The sequence below is a fragment of the Nostoc sp. FACHB-888 genome (assembly GCF_014696655.1).
In the GTDB taxonomy this organism is placed as follows: Bacteria; Cyanobacteriota; Cyanobacteriia; order Cyanobacteriales; family Nostocaceae; genus Nostoc.
Genome location: NZ_JACJQM010000047.1, coordinates 1 through 18379, shown reverse-complemented (window position 1 = coordinate 18379; position 18379 = coordinate 1). Strand labels below are relative to the sequence as shown.

The 18379-nt window shown below is 43.5% G+C and carries 13 protein-coding genes and 1 pseudogene; 3 read left to right on the top strand and 11 right to left on the bottom strand.

The window, feature by feature from the left end; translation table 11 throughout:
* Positions 1-47: 47 nt before the first annotated feature.
* The 3 genes from H6G26_RS24110 to H6G26_RS24100 all read right to left on the bottom strand — a co-directional run bounded on the left by H6G26_RS24110 (position 48) and on the right by H6G26_RS24100 (position 3921).
* On the bottom strand, positions 48-1283 hold the full coding sequence (locus H6G26_RS24110) for an LL-diaminopimelate aminotransferase (protein WP_190731936.1): 1236 nt from the start codon (positions 1281-1283) through the stop codon (positions 48-50).
* Positions 1284-1410: 127 nt separating this feature from the next.
* Entirely contained in the window at positions 1411-2766 is a 1356-nt protein-coding gene (locus H6G26_RS24105) for an NAD(P)/FAD-dependent oxidoreductase (RefSeq protein ID WP_190731884.1), read from the bottom strand.
* 234 nt (positions 2767-3000) lie between these two features.
* On the bottom strand, positions 3001-3921 hold the full coding sequence (locus H6G26_RS24100; protein ID WP_190731882.1) for a DUF4349 domain-containing protein: 921 nt from the start codon (positions 3919-3921) through the stop codon (positions 3001-3003).
* Between the two features lie 268 nt (positions 3922-4189).
* On the opposite strand from H6G26_RS24100, the gene ilvC reads away from it, so the two are divergent.
* A complete protein-coding gene (gene ilvC, locus H6G26_RS24095) occupies positions 4190-5185 on the top strand; it encodes a ketol-acid reductoisomerase (protein ID WP_190731933.1) in 996 nt (331 codons plus the stop codon).
* A 178-nt stretch (positions 5186-5363) separates the two neighbouring features.
* On the opposite strand, the gene H6G26_RS24090 is transcribed toward ilvC, so the two are convergent.
* The 4 genes from H6G26_RS24090 to H6G26_RS24075 all read right to left on the bottom strand — a co-directional run bounded on the left by H6G26_RS24090 (position 5364) and on the right by H6G26_RS24075 (position 10398).
* Complete coding sequence (locus tag H6G26_RS24090; RefSeq protein WP_190731880.1) at positions 5364-5858, bottom strand: DUF427 domain-containing protein; 495 nt, start codon at positions 5856-5858, stop codon at positions 5364-5366.
* A gap of 16 nt (positions 5859-5874) precedes the next feature.
* Positions 5875-7224, bottom strand: coding sequence for a 5-histidylcysteine sulfoxide synthase (gene ovoA / locus H6G26_RS24085; protein WP_190731878.1), 1350 nt, complete (start codon positions 7222-7224; stop codon positions 5875-5877).
* A 340-nt stretch (positions 7225-7564) separates the two neighbouring features.
* On the bottom strand, positions 7565-9721 hold the full coding sequence (locus H6G26_RS24080; RefSeq protein WP_190731876.1) for a polyribonucleotide nucleotidyltransferase: 2157 nt from the start codon (positions 9719-9721) through the stop codon (positions 7565-7567).
* A gap of 116 nt (positions 9722-9837) precedes the next feature.
* Entirely contained in the window at positions 9838-10398 is a 561-nt protein-coding gene (locus H6G26_RS24075; RefSeq protein WP_190731874.1) for an N-acetyltransferase, read from the bottom strand.
* Between the two features lie 143 nt (positions 10399-10541).
* Between H6G26_RS24075 and H6G26_RS24070 the strand changes: the two genes are divergently transcribed.
* Positions 10542-13943 (top strand): DEAD/DEAH box helicase, encoded by a 3402-nt coding sequence (locus H6G26_RS24070; protein WP_242053846.1) that lies wholly within the window; start codon positions 10542-10544, stop codon positions 13941-13943.
* Positions 13944-14024: 81 nt separating this feature from the next.
* Entirely contained in the window at positions 14025-14861 is an 837-nt protein-coding gene (locus H6G26_RS24065; RefSeq protein WP_190731872.1) for an SWIM zinc finger family protein, read from the top strand.
* Between the two features lie 52 nt (positions 14862-14913).
* Here the strand turns inward: H6G26_RS24065 and H6G26_RS24060 are convergent, their stop codons facing one another.
* The 4 genes and pseudogenes from H6G26_RS24060 to H6G26_RS24045 all read right to left on the bottom strand — a co-directional run.
* Positions 14914-16251: a hypothetical protein gene (locus H6G26_RS24060; RefSeq protein ID WP_190731870.1), complete on the bottom strand. Its 1338-nt coding sequence runs from the start codon at positions 16249-16251 to the stop codon at positions 14914-14916.
* 308 nt (positions 16252-16559) lie between these two features.
* Complete coding sequence (locus H6G26_RS24055) at positions 16560-16745, bottom strand: PCP reductase family protein (protein ID WP_190731868.1); 186 nt, start codon at positions 16743-16745, stop codon at positions 16560-16562.
* A gap of 130 nt (positions 16746-16875) precedes the next feature.
* Positions 16876-18267 (bottom strand): photosystem II reaction center protein CP43, encoded by a 1392-nt coding sequence (gene psbC / locus H6G26_RS24050; protein WP_190731866.1) that lies wholly within the window; start codon positions 18265-18267, stop codon positions 16876-16878.
* Positions 18251-18379 (bottom strand): annotated as a pseudogene (locus tag H6G26_RS24045) (photosystem II D2 protein (photosystem q(a) protein)); the annotation flags it as partial. The pseudogene H6G26_RS24045 and the gene psbC, both read right to left, overlap by 17 nt.

The following is an 18379-nucleotide window of genomic DNA, read 5'->3' as shown; positions in this document are numbered from 1 at the left end:
ACCGTAACCTTTAGATTAATAGAATGACTTTAACAAAAGCGATCGCTCTACACCTTAAACTTCTCAGCAATCCGCTTCATCGCCTCTTCGACATTCTCCCGGCTGTTGAATGCCGAAATGCGGAAGTAACCTTCACCCGCAGCACCAAACCCAGAACCAGGTGTTCCTACAACGTTTACGGTTTGCAGCAACTTATCAAAGAATTCCCAACTGGATAAACCATTAGGCGTTTTTACCCAAACGTAAGGTGCATTCACGCCTCCATAAACTGATAATCCGGCGGCTGTGAGTTTCTCACGGATAATTTTGGCGTTTTCTAGATAGAAACTAACCAATCCTTTGATTTGTGCCTGTCCTTCTTCAGAATAAACTGCTTCTGCTCCTCGTTGGACGATGTAAGAAACGCCATTGAATTTGGTGGACTGGCGGCGATTCCAGAGTTTCCATAGTTCCACATCGGAACCATCGGCGGCTTTTGCTGTGAGCGTCTTCGGTACAACGGTTAACGCGCAACGTGTTCCTGTAAAACCTGCATTTTTGGAGAAAGATCGGAATTCGATCGCAACTTCTCTTGCACCTTCAATTTCATAAATTGAGTGGGGAATTGATGCATCGGTAATGTAAGCTTCGTAGGCTGCATCAAAGAAAATAATCGAGTTATTTGCTTTGGCATAGTCTACCCATGCTTTGAGATATTCCTTGGTAGCAGTTGCGCCAGTGGGGTTATTGGGAAAGCAGAGATAAATTAAATCGACTTTCTTTGAGGGAATCTCGGCAGTGAAGTTGTTATCAGCCGTAATTGGTAAATAGACTAAACCCTCAAACTCGCCTTTATCGTTGGCATCTCCCGTATTTCCCACCATAACGTTAGTGTCTACATATACGGGATAAACGGGGTCAGTAACGGCAATTATGTTGTCATGTCCAAAGATTTCCAGAATATTGCCGGTGTCGCACTTGGAACCGTCGGAGATAAAGATTTCGGAAGCATCTATATCGGCTCCCCGTGCTTGGAAATCTTGAGTAGCAATTTTCTCCCGTAACCAAGCGTAGCCTTGCTCTGGCCCGTAGCCTTTGAAGGTATTGCGATCGCCCATTTCTTCCACAGCTTTAATCATAGCTGCGCGGCAAGCCTCCGGCAGAGGTTCGGTAACATCACCAATGCCGAGCCGGATGATTTTAGCATCAGGATTGGCTTCTGCAAAGGCATTCACCCGCCTAGCAATTTCTGGAAACAGATAACCCGCTTTCAGTTTCAGGTAGTTGTCGTTAATAGTTGCCATTATATAGATTATGAAAAACGCCCTCAAATAGCTTACTGCTAATTTATGAGGGCGGGGAGTGGAGATGAGGGAGATGGGGGAGACAAGGGGACAAGGAGAATAACCATACTCAATGCCCCATGCCCAATTAGACATTTACTGGCTGTTTGTTATCGGCTGAATAACTGTTGCGATCGCTAATTACAATTTCGGTGAGCGATTCTTGTCCTGTAATTAATCTTGCTCCACGATTACGGGTGAAATAGTTCCATGCCCACTGAATCATTACTACTAATTTGTTGTTAAATTCAATTAAGAAGTAGATGTGAATCAATAGCCAAAACAGCCATGCAAAGAAACCTTTCAGCTTCATAAAGCCCAAATCTACCACGGCAGAATTGTGCCCAATCATTGCTAAACTACCATAATCGGTATAAGTAAAGGGCGGTAAACTCTTACCTGCAAGCCGCTTTTGGACTAATGTCGCTACATATTCACCTTCTTGCTTCGCTACAGGTGCAACACCAGGTAGAGGTTTACCATTTTGATGAGAAAAATTTGCTAAGTCGCCAACTACAAAAATATTGGGATGTCCCTTAACACTCAAGTCAGGTTCGACGATAATCCGTCCAGCGCGATCGCACTCAGCACCTGTGCGCTCTGCTAGCACTTTCCCCATTGCTGAAGCTTTCACACCTGCTGCCCATAATACCGTTTTTGAGGCAATTTCTTTAACTTCATCGCCTTGTTTGAGGGTAACAATATCATTTTCAATATTCGTTACCAATGTTTTTGTCTGGACAACCACCCCTAAGCGCGTCAAGGATGCTTCTGCTTCTTGTGATAACTCTGGTGCAAAAGGTGGCAGGATCCGATCCAGCCCTTCTAGTAACAAAATTTTGGCTTCTGATGTGTCTATGTTGCGGAAATCTTCTTTGAGAGTTTGATTTGCCAATTCTGCGATCGCACCAGCTAACTCTACACCAGTTGGGCCACCACCAACAATTACAAAGGTTAACCAAGCACGGCGTTTTTCTGGATCGATTTCTTTTTCTGCGGCTTCAAACGCCGTAAAAATCCGGCGACGCATTTCTATAGCATCTTCTACAGTTTTCAAGCCGGGGGCGAATTCTTCCCAATTGTCTTTGCCAAAATACGAATGCTTTGCTCCTGTAGCAACAATTAACGTATCGTAAGCTATTGCTTCGTCACCCACAGTCACTTGTTTTGCTTCTGGATCAATATTATTTACCTCTCCCAGCAACACTTTCGTATTCTTGCTCTTGCTGAGGACAGAACGCAACGGTGAAGAAATATCAGCCGGAGACAGCGCACCTGTGGCGACTTGATATAAAAGGGGTTGAAATAGATGAAAGTTACGTTTATCAATCAGAGTAACGTTTACTGCTGCTTTTGCGAGTGTTTTAGCTGCATAAAGTCCACCAAAACCACCGCCAACAATAACTACTTGATGAGGTGGATTATTGTCAAGTGAATTTACCATAAGAAATATTATCGGGTATTCCAACCATTGTAACTATTCTTAACAAATTTGTATCAAAATTGTCATCACATATTTTGTATTCCTGTTTACATTTGAAAAAGTTTTAAAGTAATTAAAACTACAGGATAAAGAGAAGTTTTCCCCATAGAGGTGCAAATAATAAGAGTTGGCAATATTTGAATTACTCTTTGCTTGTGTAAATTTATCAACAGTAGATGTAGGATTTATGCAAGCTCATTCAGAACTAGTTGATTCTGGTGCTTGTGTTAAATGTGGTGAATGAGTTCGCCGCCAACGGTTAAAGCCATAGATAAGAGCAGCAAAAATTAACAAATAGGGACTGTAAACAACTAACCAAATACCCAGCTTGAGTAAGCCAACGGAAAATGAACTAAGGGAGTGAGTAGATTTATTCCAAGTCTCCTGAACTTGCAAACCGAAGGCAGGTTGTGAACTGGTGCTAGAAACTGCTGCTTGTAAATTCAGCGTAATAATAGAATAAGCAACTTGATTTTGTAGGCTTTTGAGTTGGGCATTAATTTGTTCTATAGTTTCTCGTACATTACTTAGCTCTTGGGAAACACTAAGCACATCTCTAATAGAACCCGCCCGATCCATAATTTTTTGTAAATTGGCTTCAGTTTTTTGCAAATTGGTTAATCTAGCTTGGAAATCGACCAAGCGATCGCCCACATCTTCTGCCGTGATATTACGACTTTCAACAGTGCCCAATTTAGCTAGCTCTTCTAGGGTAGGTTCCAGTAAGTTTTCTGGTATCCGCAATTGGATTGTTGCTGTGTAACGCGGGTTGTCGGTTTTGGGTTGTTGTTGTTTCAACCCGATCAAATCCCCCTGCTGTTTATTGATAATTTGTGAAACAGCATCAATAGTCTTCTCTACAGAGTTGACAGTCAAAGATATTGCTGCCTTTTTGATGAGTTGGGGACGAGAACGGACTATAGATGCAGCTTCCGCCTTTTGGGAAATACTGCTTTCACGAGCAGATAATTGATTTACCGAGCCATCGCCTGCCATTGGAGGTAAAGCCTGATTTCCTGGCTGATGGGAAGAGGCGCAACTAGTGAAAATTACTCCTCCTAATAACGCACTTACAAATAAAGCAGATGTGCGCGGTAATTTAGTCGAAGCGTACATAATCTACCCCTAGATGGATGAAGTTAACCCCAGTATTACTGAACTAAAACTCAAAGCCTGCATTGTTGCGATTTATGTAACAGGGTTTGTCATTAGTTATTTGTCATTAGTTTTCTTCCCTTGCCTGCCCTGCTCCCCCTGCCCCCTGCTCCCTCCTCAGTCCAAAGAGATAAATTGAATGATTGATAGTTCATCTGTGGTTACTCAATTTGAGGTACAATCTTAAGCCTGCCAATAAATGACGATGCTGCTGACAGGAGATGCTTCTATGGCCCGGATGTATTATGACGAAGATGCCAATTTAGACCTTTTGGCTGGAAAAACTATTGCTATCATCGGCTATGGTTCTCAAGGTCATGCCCACGCTCTCAATCTCAAAGATAGTGGTTTGAATGTGATTGTGGGACTATATCCGGGTAGTAAGTCAGTAGCAAAAGCTGAAGCAGCTGGGTTAACTGTGAAAAATGTTGCAGATGCTGCCAATGCTGCTGATTTCATCATGATTTTGTTACCTGATGAAGTGCAAAAAACGATTTACAAAAACGAAATTGAACCCAATCTACAAGAAGGGAATGTGTTAGCTTTTGCCCACGGATTCAATATTCACTTTGGGCAAGTTGTACCACCGGCTAACGTAGATGTGGTCATGGTAGCACCCAAAGGGCCGGGGCATTTGGTACGGCGCACTTATGAAGGTGGTGAAGGCGTACCAGCGCTGTTTGCAGTTTATCAAGATGCTAGTGGTCAGGCACGCGATCGCGCCATGTCTTATGCTAAAGGTATCGGTGGTACTCGCGCTGGTGTTCTCGAAACGACTTTCCGCGAAGAAACCGAAACAGATTTATTTGGCGAACAAGCGGTATTGTGCGGTGGTTTGAGTGCTTTAATCAAAGCCGGATTTGAAACTTTGGTAGAAGCTGGTTATCAACCAGAATTGGCTTATTTTGAATGTCTGCATGAAGTCAAGCTGATTGTTGACTTGGTTGTAGAAGGTGGTTTAGCTAAAATGCGCGACAGCATTTCTAACACTGCTGAATATGGTGATTATACTCGTGGGCCGCGGATTGTTACTGAACAAACCAAAGCTGAAATGCAGAAGATTCTCAGCGAAATTCAATCTGGGCAATTTGCACGAGAATTCGTTCTTGAAAACCAAGCTGGGAAACCAGGATTTACCGCCATGCGTCGTAAAGAAGCTGAACACAAAATTGAGGAAGTCGGCAAAGATTTACGCGCTATGTTTAGCTGGTTGAAAAAAGCTTAAGCAAAACAGCAAGTAACCCGTAGGGGCACGGTATGCCGTGCCCCTAAACCTTACGATATAACGTTGTACCGCATCTGAGTGGGAACCACTAGCCAATTTTTTCTCCCCCTGCCTCCCCTGTAGCGCCAGTTCACCCTGCCTTCCAAAACGATTGATTATTTTTTTAGTTGGAAGTCCCTTACCACCCCATTGTTCCAGGGCTACCTTTAAATGGCCCGACAATATCAGCAGTAATCCATCCACCATAGAAATCGCCAGGTTGAGACATAACTAGCTCATCATTTACATAGCAGGCATCCATTAAACTAGGGTAAAAAGCATAGTATTCTTGAATCGTTACAAAATCAGGTGTGGGTTCCAAATATCGCCAAGCAGCGTTATTTATATACTTTTCACCGATGCTGATATCATAATATTGACACTTGCCTTTCCATTCACACCAAGTTTTTTTAGGTGTTTCAATCAGATATTCTAGTTTAATGTCTTTAGAAGGAAGGTAATAAACAGGAGGATGGCTAGTTTCTAAGACTCTTTTAGCTTTAGTTGTTTCTGCTAAAACAGTACCATTACAAATTATCCGAATTGATTTGTTGCTATCTTCTAAACGAGCCGGACGGGGATAATCCCAAACTGATTCTTGACCGGGTTTTGGTGGGATTGCATTTGGTCTCATTCTCTGTAATCTCCTTTCAAATGTCTTGGGCAATTCTAAAACCAGAGTGTTGATAAAAGTAGGGACGAAACCAGTTGCGATAGGTTGGTAATGCCATTGAACCATTAGTAGCCCAAGAACCGCCGAGCATCATCTGATGTTTATCATCAAAAAAGGGTGCTGCTTGATCTTCGTAAAGCGGATGAGGTTGAAATCCTGGTAGGGCGTTGAATGTATCTCCCAGCCATTCCCAGAGATTTCCTCTGAGATCGTAAAGCCCAGAAGCACTATTAGCTGGTTTGAACATTCCCACCGGGCTGGGGGAAATGAATTGTAAATTGAGATTATAGTTACTTGATAACTGGTTATCCTCAGAAATAAGTAAGGCTTGATTCCATTCGCCTTCAGTCATTAAGCGAATTTCTGAGCCTTGAGAACGACAAAATGCGATCGCTTCGTAGTAATTGACTTCTACAGGCCAGTCTAGGGGTAAGTCTATTTCGTCGAATGTAGCTCGATAGCGGTAGCCATCCTCGAAAGGTATCCAGAATTTGGGATGTTGGACGTTGTAGAGTTGCTTCCAATCCCAAGATTCAGCATTCCAGTAATCGGGATTGTTGTAACCACCAGCCTGAACAAATTTCAGATATTCTCCGTTAGTGATGAGATATTGACTAGCTAAAAACGGTTTAACTTCAACAGTGCGATCGCCATATTCGCTATCCCAACCAAATGTAAGATCATCCTTGGGTTTTCCTAGTTTCACCACACCACCCGGAACCGGGCGCATTTCATTGTTGGGAATGTTCGCGTTGCTAGGTGCATAATCCCAGCCTTGGGGACGTTTTAAGCGATCGGTAGGCAATTGACGCACCAGCATCGAAGAGGTTTCAAAGTGAATGCGACTATGTTCCATCCCCATCAGCAAAGCCCAGAAGGGATGCTGTTGATGAATCGGCAGATTCAGGGGAGTATTTTGAATTACTTTTGCGATCGCCTCTTGTGCCTTATCCCGATATTGCCAAACTTTTTCTACATCAGGCCAGCTAACCCCTTGCATAGCTGCTTCGAGTTCTGTCGGTGTTTGTGGATCAACTCCGATTTCAAATAGGGTTTCGTATTCTGAATTAATTCGAGCTTTAATTAAACCAACGGCAATTAACTTGTTGATAAAAAAAACGGCTGAATGACCAAGATAAAAAATTAAACGGTTTCTTAAAGGATCGGGGTTAAGATAAAAAGTTTCTTCCCCGACCAAACTTTTCATGAGTGTTTCTTCAAGTCGCCAAGAAGTCTCAAAGTAGTTAAGCAGGCTTTGTGAACTGCAATCATTAAGTCTGGGGACCTGAGTTGACGTCAGTTTATTTATCGTTTGAACTAAAGCCATGAGATTTTTGATATAACATTCATGGGACAAATTACATAAACTACCACTTTCTACAAAAAAGTGTTGTTTATCAGATTTTTTCTTATGTCGTTATAATCAGACAATCTGCTAAATTTGTAAATAGATAAAAGGTGTAGTTAAAAATACTCAAATTACGAGTTGTCAAAATAATATAAATAATGGTATTTACGTTGAACAAGTACAGGCGAGGTTTAAATATTTATTAACTATCTTAGTGGTATCAAATTAATAGTTTTGTAACCAATTAGAGAAGCATACGGCGATGCCTTCACAGTAGGCATCGCGGATTTTAGATTTATATCTAAAATCCCAAATCGAGTTACCGATTCACCGCCGCAGCTTCTCTTGCTGCTGCTGCTTGATCTGGGTGGATACCTAAGCGGGTGAGATTAATGCGACCTTTGTTATCAATTTCGCGCACTTTGATAATCACTTCATCGCCCACCGCTACTTCATCCTCAACTTTGCCAACGCGATAGTCAGCTAGTTGTGAGATGTGGATCATCCCTTCTTTTCCAGGCAGAAATTCCACAAATGCACCTATCGGTATAATCCGAGTGATGCGCCCTGCATAAACATCCCCTTCATGCAGCTTGCGAGTCATGCCTTGGATGATGTTTTTGGCTCTCTTGGCCTTATTCTCATCCACAGCGGAAATCGTCACGGTGCCATCATCTTCGATGTCAATTTTTGCACCAGTTTCCTCTGTAATACCCTTAATAGTCTTGCCTCCAGGGCCAATGATCAGACCAATCATGTCTGAATCAATCTTAATTGTTAGCAGACGTGGGGCATAAGGTGAGGTTTCAGTCCGTGGCGTGTCAATGCAGGCAAGCATTTTCTCCAGAATGTGCAACCGGGCTGCTTTAGCTTGGTGAACGGCTTGGGAAATAACCTCCAACGACAAACCGGAGATTTTCATATCCATTTGCAAGGCGGTAATCCCGGTATCCGTCCCGGCAACTTTAAAGTCCATGTCGCCCAAAAAGTCTTCAATGCCCTGAATATCGGTGAGGATTCGCACTTCGTCCCCATCCTTAATCAGACCCATTGCTGCGCCACTGACGGGTTTGAGAATTGGTACACCAGCATCCATCAAAGCGAGGGTGGAACCGCAGACTGAACCCATTGAAGTGGAACCGTTGGAGGAAAGTACTTCCGATACGATGCGAATCACGTAGGGAAATTCTTCTTTTGACGGTAGCACAGGTAGTAGCGCTCGTTCTGCTAATGCACCGTGACCAATTTCGCGCCTTCCTGGGGCCCGCATTGGTTTGGTTTCCCCGACTGAGAACGGCGGGAAGTTGTAATGATGCAGGTAACGCTTGTGCTGATCTAGCTGCATATCATCGTTAAGGTTTTGAGCATCCCCAGGTGTACCTAGAGTACAAGTGGATAATACCTGAGTTAGTTCCCGGTTAAATAAACCGCTACCGTGGACTCGCTTTGGTAAGACATCAACTAAACAAGAAACACGACGCACTTCATCGAGTTTACGACCATCAACGCGGACGTTATCTTCAATGATTTGTCGCCGCATGAAGTGTTTGGTAATATCTTTAAAAGTGTTACCAAGTGCCTTCTTATTTGCAGTTGCGGCAACTCGAATTGGGTCTTCTTCTGGGAGTTCGCTAATCGTCGCGGCAATTTCATCCTTGACGACATCTAAAGCTGCATCGCGTTCGGGTTTGGTGAAACTAAATTGAGCGAGGATTTTCTTAATCTGACCGTTGGCGCGATCGCGGATATAATTTTCCAGAGTCTGGTCTACTTCTGGTGGTGCTTCTTGCACTATTACCAAACCCAGTTCTGCGATTAAATCTTGCTGCGCTTTAATTAAGTCCCGCACTGCTTCATAACCAAAGTCAATTGCCTCGAGAATATCTCGCTCTGGCAACTGATTGGCTCCCGCCTCCACCATGATCACGCCATGTGGTGAACCTGCTACTATCAGATCCAAGTCGCCAGCTTCAGTTTCTGCATAAGTGGGGTTAATAATGAAATCATCTCCCACTAAACCAACCCGCACTGCTGCCATTGGCCCATTAAAAGGAATCTGGGCAATCAGGGTAGCGATTGAAGCACCTGTAACTGCTAGCACATCGGGTGGAACTAACTCGTCCATCGACAGCGTTAAAGCAATAATTTGCAGGTCATCCCTTAGCCATGAAGGGAACAGGGGACGCATGGGACGGTCTATAAGACGACTGGTGAGAATTGTTTTTTCTGGTGGACGACCTTCGCGCCGCATAATCCCTCCGGGAATTCTACCGGCGGCATACAGCCTTTCTTCGTAATCTACTGTGAGTGGAAGAAAATCAATGCCTTCTCTGGCTTGCGATCGCGTAGCTGTCACTAAAACGGATGTATCCCCTGATTCTATCAAAACCGACCCACCTGCCTGGGGAGCTAGTAAGCCTACTTTCAGCCGAATATCCCTTCCATCGAAGGATATTGACTTATCAACTTCTGCCATTCAGTTTTTTTTCCTTCTCTTTCGCTATTCTCTTTCTGTGGCAATCCTAACATTTATGTACTATGACTGGCTTCTGGTACATACAAAGATAACTGTTGACTCATGGCTGTTGACGGTTAACCGTCAACAGTTAATAAATCCAAGGTGCGATACATCATCAGTGCGTCTACTACTTCATCCTCTAGCTTCGCCGCACGCTCAATGCGCCCAATAATCTCAAATCCTAACGACTGCCAAAGGGTAATTGAAGGTATATTAGTTTCAAAGACCAAATTGAACATTACTGCTTCGTAGCCCAGGTTTGCTGCTATCAAGAGCATTGCCTCCCCCATGAACCGCCCAATCCCCTTACCGCGTAAGGCAGGTTGTACAATAAAACCAGCGTTGCAAATATGGCAACACCGACCGGGAAAGTTTGGTTTTAAATAAAACGCCCCTAATATTTCTTTTGGCTTGTGTGTACCATCCTGACCAGATGTTCTGACAACAAAGGCATCTTTACTCAACCAGTAAGCTAAAAATTCTGCCTGAGATAGAGGTTCCTTTTGGGGATAAGTTTTACCTTCAATCAATAAAACATTGAGTAATGCTCTTACAACCTCCTGTTCTTGAGGATGCATATAATCTAGTTCCACTAATATCCCACTTTTTAAAACTTTAATTAGGGGGAAAATCATTATGAAGAATCTTTAAATAAAATATTTGTTTAAATATTAATTATATGCAAGTTTGAGCTAAAAAATCTTTTCGTGAAGATGTAAAAAGTAGAATAATTGCAATTTTCACTATTGAATTTTACGAGAATCTGAGTAATTAGCAAATGGCGATTTTACACTGTAATTGGTTACTAAAAAATCAAAATGGTTGTTTATTTATTTGGGGGGAAACTTGGCGATCGCCACGAGTGAATTTAGAGTCTAGTGGATCTGGAGAGATAGCAATACATCCATTGGCAATGACATCAGTTGAGTTAAGTGAGTGGTTGGTTTCTCAGAACATGGCGATTACCAACTTCATCCAAAAACCTCAAGTAGCGATGCCTGCGGCGGGCAAAGCCATCGCTACTACTGGGCGAACACGTAAAGCCGGCAGTCTTACTGAGATAAGTTTGCCAACGCATTCGCAGATAATTGCCGTGCCAACTTATATCCCAGAAGGCAGTAGCGATGGAACAGCAGGGATTTTCCCGGTACATTCTGCCAGCTTGGGGCTAGATACAGACTCCCCGCAATATTTGCAACCGTGGCGAGTTGAAGGTTTTTGTCTCAACCCCAGCGAGGCGGTAAAATTTCTGGCAGCTGTTCCCTTAAATGCTGCTAAAGGGGAAGATGCCTTTTTAGGAGGAGATTTACGTTTTTGGTCGCAAGTTTCCCGGTGGAGTTTAGATTTAATCTCACGGTGTAAGTTTTTACCAACAATTAACCGACAATCAGATGGTGTTGCTGCTAAATGGCAAGTACTTTTAGATAGTGCTGTAGATGGAACTCGCTTAGAAAAATTTTCTGCGAATATGCCGTTGGTTTGTCGGACTTATCAAGAGGGAGTGGGGAGTGGGGAAGAAGCAGGGGAGCAGGGAGCAGGGGGAGTAGGGGAGGCAGGGGGGACTTGGGGACAAGGGGGCAAGGGGACAAGAGATGAGAACTTGAAACAAGTCTTTCCCCTTGTCCCCAATTTTCCTTGTCCCCAAGTCCTCTTCCCAATGCCCAATGCCCAATGCCCAATCTATGTAAACTTCCCTACTGAACCTCAAGAATTGTTGCTGGGATTTCTAAACAGTACGATAGATGCCCAAGTGCGCGGGATGGCGGGTTCTCAACCTCCAACTGAAAAGGCGATGGCATCTTTACCAGGTGGGGTGCGACAGTGGTTGCAAGCTTTAACCAGTGCATCTCATACAGTGAATGCAGATGCCATTGAAGTAGAACGACTGGAAGCGGCACTGAAGGCTTGGACTATGCCGCTACAATACCAATTAACTCTTAAAACTCTATTTCGCACCTGTTTTCAACTGCGTTCTCCAGAGTCTAGCGAAACAGAGTGGACATTGGCGTATTTTTTGCAAGCGGCTGATGAGCCTGAGTTTTTGGTGGATGCAGCAACTATTTGGAACAATCCAGTTGAACGATTGGTTTATGAAAATCGGATAATTGAGCAACCACAAGAAACATTTTTGCGAGGTTTAGGGGTAGCTTCCCGATTATATCCAGCGATCGCACCCAGTTTTGAAACCGAATATCCCCAATTTTCTCGTATCACCCCCATGCAAGCTTATGAGTTTATCAAGGCTGTAGCTTGGAGGTTAGAAGACAGTGGTTTGGGAGTAATTTTGCCTCCTAGTTTAGCGAACCGCGAAGGATGGGCGAATCGTTTGGGTTTGAAAATTACTGCCGAAACCCCAAAGAAAAAGCAGGGACGTTTAGGCTTACAAAGTTTACTGAATTTCCAATGGCAATTGGCAATTGGTGGACAAACTATTTCTAAAGCTGAGTTTGATAAACTTGTGGCTTTAAATAGTCCGCTAGTAGAAATTAATGGCGAGTGGGTGGAATTGCGCCCTCAAGATATTAAGACAGCCCAAACTTTTTTTACCACTCGCAAAGACCAAATGGCGCTTTCCTTGGAAGATGCTTTGCGTTTCAGTACAGGGGATACCCAAGTAATTGAAAAGTTACCAGTGGTCAGCTTTGAGGCATCTGGGGCATTGCAAGAGTTGATTGGGGCGTTAAGTAATAATCAAGCGATCGCACCTTTACCGACACCAGCAGGCTTTAAAGGACAGTTGCGACCTTATCAAGAGCGTGGTGCTGCTTGGCTGTCATTCTTGGAACGTTGGGGCTTAGGCGCGTGTCTCGCCGACGATATGGGACTCGGTAAAACCGTGCAGTTCATCGCTTTTATTCTACATCTCAAAGAACAAGATGCACTAGAAAATCCAACACTATTAGTTTGTCCAACTTCTGTTTTAGGTAACTGGGAAAGGGAAGTCAATAAATTTGCACCAAGCCTGAAAATTTTGCAATATCATGGTGATAAACGCCCAAAAGGAAAAGCGTTTTTAGAAGCAGTGAAAAAGCACGATTTAATTGTTACCAGCTACTCACTGCTTCATCGAGATATCAAGTCATTGCAAAGTGTCTCTTGGCAGATAATTGTTTTAGACGAAGCCCAGAATGTGAAAAATCCAGAGGCGAAGCAGTCAAAAGCAGTGCGAGAATTAGAAGCGACATTTCGGATTGCATTGACGGGAACACCAGTAGAAAATAGGCTGCAAGAACTATGGTCTATTTTAGATTTTCTGAATCCAGGGTATTTAGGTAACAAGCAATTTTTCCAGCGTCGGTTTGCCATGCCAATTGAAAAGTATGGCGATACCGCTTCTTTGACTCAATTACGTTCATTAGTTCAGCCATTTATACTGCGGCGATTGAAAAGCGATCGCGACATCATTCAAGACTTACCAGATAAGCAAGAAATGACCGTATTTTGTGGTCTGACTGGTGAACAAGCCGCACTTTATCAACAAGTTGTAGAACAATCTTTAGTAGAGATAGAATCTGCTGAAGGATTGCAACGCCGGGGGATGATTTTAGCTTTGTTAATTAAACTCAAACAAATCTGCAATCACCCAGCCCAATATTTGAAACAGGCAACATTAGAGCAACATAATTCAGCTAAACTTCTGCGGCTAGAAGAAATGTTAGAAGAAGTTTTAGCAGAAGGTGATAGAGCTTTAATCTTCACACAATTTGCAGAGTGGGGTAAATTACTTAAACCCTATTTAGAAAAGCAGCTTGGGCGAGAAATATTCTTTTTATATGGAAGCACCAGCAAAAAACAACGTGAGGAAATGATCGACCGTTTCCAACACGACCCTCAAGGGCCACCAATTATGATTCTTTCTCTGAAAGCGGGTGGAGTAGGACTGAATTTAACACGAGCAAATCATGTATTCCACTTTGATAGATGGTGGAACCCAGCCGTGGAAAATCAAGCCACAGATAGAGTATTTCGGATTGGCCAAACCCGGAATGTGCAAGTACATAAATTTGTTTGTACAGGCACTTTAGAAGAAAAAATTCATGACATGATTGAAAGTAAGAAACAACTAGCTGAACAAGTTGTAGGCGCTGGTGAAGAATGGTTGACTGAACTAGATACAGACCAACTTCGCAACTTACTAATACTCGACCGCAGTGCAGTAATTGATGATGATGCAGAATAAATTCGTAGTAAGGACTAAAGTTATTAATTTGCTCTCACTACGAATTCGCCAAAATACGACTAAAGTTTTTGAATTGATATTATGACTAATTACACATTACAAGCAAGCCGAGAATGGTGGTCACAACAATGGTTAGATTTACTAGATTCTTATCGCTTTAAAAAGCGTTTAGAACGTGCAAGAAATTATGCCCGTCAAGGAAACGTTTTGAGCATCGAATTTAAAGGTGCAAAAGTATTAGCTAGGGTGCAAGGTAGTGAAGTACAACCTTATAAAGTTTCCCTTTCTCTTGAACCTTTTAGCGATGAACAGTGGGGTTATGTAATTGAAACCATGTCCCAAAGGGCAATTTTTGCTGCCAAGCTACTAGCAGGAGAAATGCCACAAAATATAGAAGAAGTGTTTACGGCTAATGGTCTTTCGATATTTCCTTTTACCCTTGGTGATGTCCAGAGTAAATGCTCTTGTCCTGATAAAGCAAATCCCTGTAAACATATTGGTGCGCTGTACTATCAGCTAGGCGATCGCTTTAGTGAAGACCCCTTTGTACTATTTCAATTGCGCGGACGCACCAAAGAGCAAATTATCAGCGATTTACGTCAATTACGTAGTGCCAAGATTCAACATAATACCACAGAAACGCCCGATATTCAACAGTCAATTCCTAATAACAAATACTCGGTAAAAATTGACTCTTTCTGGCAATATAATCAGCCACTAGAATCATCATTGGTAGTGATTGCGCCGTCCACTAGCGAGATGGTATTAGATGTATTAGGAGCAATCCCCCTTGCAAAGGAAGAGGAAAATGCAGTAAATTCAACTTCGAGTGATGTGGTAATGAAGTATTTGAATACAGTTTACAGAGATGTAAGTCAAAAGGCTTTTTTAGCAGCAATGAATGTGGGAGCGAGTTGATACTAATTCGTAATTCGCAATTATTTTTCGTGAGATTGTTGTAATTTTAGTTTCAGGTCAAAGTGCTGTAACATAAAGAGCCATCTGCAAAGATAAAATTCTCAAAGCCTGCTGTGGAGAGTGTAATAACATTTCCATTGTTATTGAAGTTGATATTAGCTGGGTTTAGGGCATTGCCGGAAATTACACCAGAAAAAGTGAGTTCAGAGCGCTTGAAAGCACTGAGGTCTAAGGTATCAAAACCTTTTCCACCATCCACAGTCCCAGCACCAAACCCTTTGAAGTAGTCATTTCTAGTGCCTAGATCAATATCGATACCGCCACCAATAGTAACTTTTTGTTGAACTTCATTGATAGTACTGGTGGATGTAATTTTATCATCGCCATCGCCAGTTTTAATCATTCCTTTTCCATAAATGCCGTATGCAGCACCACCAATTGTTGCTGTAGCCTGTCCGGTAAGAATATCAACACCATTCCCAGTATCAATTACTCCGTCGTTGAAAATGCCGTATGCAGTGGCATTTGTGCCTGATATTTTGCCAGTACCACCTCTACCGCCCTGGCCAGTGCCGATGATAATGTCATTCCCATGCCCTGCATTCAGATTGCCACTGTTACTAATGCCTGTTCCAGTGCCACCATTACCGCCTTTGCTGCCATTGATGTTCTTATTGATAGCACCATCACGGCCTTTACCGCCCTGACCAGTGCCGATGATAGTGTCATTCCCATCCCCTGCATTCAGATTGTCACTGTTACTAATACCTGTTCCATTACCACCATTGCCCTTATCAACGTAAACGCTATTACTACCATTACCGCCCTGACCAGTGCCACTTATAGTGTCATTGCCATCCCCTGCATTCAGACTGCCATTTCCGTTTCCAGTATCCAGTTGTCCAGTGTTGCTGATGCCATTCCCAAATCCACCGTCGCCACCGGCGTATCGACCGCCCTCGTTTCCGCCGTTGCCGCCAGTGCCATTGCCGATGATAGTGTCATTGCCCAACCAAGTATTAAGGATACCAATGTTACTGATGCCTGTCCCTACACCGCCACTGCCGCCATTAAAGCCAGAATTGGCGGCGCCAAAAGGGTCAGAATTATTTGCTGCGCCGTCGCCTCCACTACCCCCAATGCCCTTACTTATAATAGCGTCATCGCCCGACCCAGCATTCAGATTGCCATTATTGCTGATGCCGATTCCAGCACCGCCTTCACTGCCAGTGCCGTTGCCTTTAATGGTGTCCTTTCCTAAGCCTGTATCAATGAAACCTTTAGTTAAAATATCAATCCCAATTGCTGGAAATTTATTTAAATCTTCCCCAATTAAAGTGTCGGAACCAGCAGTGCCTGTGAAATTGGGTGGAACCGTAAGTCTAGACATAATTAAAATTCTCTAAATTTAGATTAGTATGGTCAGTTCGCTCATTTGAGTTGTCGCTTGGCTCTGCCTTTTGACGGCGATGACTACTTTTTTTCAACTCACCTATTAATCTATTATCTCTTTGTAATGTAATCTTTACGTTCAGGTAAAGGTCTGATAATTTCCAAAGTAGTGCGATCGCACTACTTTGCCGCCCGATGTCCCAAGTCTTTTAGAAGATTTTCAAACTGTTGCTAGCTAATATCGTAAAGCATTACTCGGTCTGCTCGATTTTTGGCGACTATCATTGTTGCAAACTCCACAATGTTTTATTGTCCAAACTCAAGCCTAGCCTGTTCTACCAAATCTGCTGTCACAATCTCTTGTCCTGCTTCACGAGCCAGCTGTTCAATTCTGGCTTTAGCTTGAGAGCGGACAAAAAAGGGAATATTTTGTAATTTTTCTTTAGCTTCAGATGTCCATCGCAAAGCATCAATAAAATTAGAGTCGCTCATAGTATTAACTACCTTGGTAAGTCACTCACTTTAATCAATAGATGACTAATTTTCCTATAAAAAAAGCCCTTGCTTTTACGCAAGAGCTTTTAAATTATTTAGTTGTCAACGATGAAATAAATCTTACAACCTAATCTAGGTCGTCCATAAACATCACTGGCTCAGTCTCACGGTTAATTCCTTTCTCAAAACCACCAGCCGCAGCCCGTGCGCGACCAGCGTGCCACAAGTGACCAACTAAGAAGAAGAATCCTAATACGAAGTGAGAAGTCGCCAACCAAGCGCGAGGAGATACGTAGTTGAAGGAGTTAATCTCGGTAGCCACACCACCCACGGAGTTCAGAGAACCCAGAGGAGCGTGGGTCATGTATTCAGCAGCGCGACGAGCTTGCCAAGGCTGAATATCGTTCTTGATTTTTTCCAAGTCAAGACCATTAGGGCCACGTAGAGGCTCCAACCAAGGGCCACGGAAATCCCAAAAGCGCATGGTTTCACCACCGAAGATGATTTCACCAGTTGGAGAGCGCATCAGGTATTTACCCAATCCTGTGGGGCCTTGGGCAGAACCGACGTTAGCACCCAAGCGTTGGTCACGAATCAAGAAGGTCAAAGCTTGAGCTTGAGAAGCTTCTGGGCCGGTAGGACCGTAGAATTCGCTGGGATAAACGGTGTTGTTAAACCAAACAAAGATTGAGGCAATGAAGCCCATCAACGACAGAGCGCCCAAGCTGTAGGAGAGGTAAGCCTCACCAGACCAGATGGATGCACGACGTGACCAAGCAAAAGGCTTGGTAAGAATGTGAAAAATACCGCCAGCAATACAGATAAAGGCAACCCAGATGTGACCACCGACCACATCTTCCAAGTTATCGACGCTGACAATCCAACCTTCGCCACCGAAGGGAGACTTGAGTACATAGCCGAAGATGACTGCTGGGTTCAGTGTCGGATTGGTAATAATCCGAACGTCACCACCGCCTGGTGCCCAGGTGTCATACAAACCACCAAAGAACATTGCCTTTAGTACCAACAGCAGCGCACCGCATCCCAAAATAATCAGGTGGAACCCGATGATGTTGGTCATCTTGTTCTTATCTTTCCAGTCGTAACCAAAGAAAGAAGAGTATTCTTCTAAGGTTTCTGGGCCACGGACGGCATGATAGATACCGCCAAAGCCAAGGACGGCTGAGGAAATTAGGTGGAGTACACCGACAACAAAGTAAGGGAAGGTGTCGATAACTTCACCACCAGCACCAACACCCCAACCCTGACTGGCGAGGTGAGGTAACAGGATCAAGCCCTGCTCGTACATGGGCTTTTCAGGAATGAAGTGAGCGACTTCAAACAAAGTCATCGCTCCAGCCCAGAATACAATCAAACCAGAATGGGCAACGTGAGCACCCAGTAGTTTGCCAGATAGATTGATTAAACGCGCGTTACCAGACCACCAGGCAAAGCCAGTAGATTCTTGGTCGCGTCCAGTGCCGCCTAATATATTTGGTCTATTAGAGAGCGTTACCACGTGGTAATACCTCCTCAGGGAATACAAATTGTTCGTGGGGTTGATCTTGAGGAGCCATCCAAGCGCGGATACCCTCGTTCAGCAAAATGTTTTTGGTATAGAAGGTTTCAAA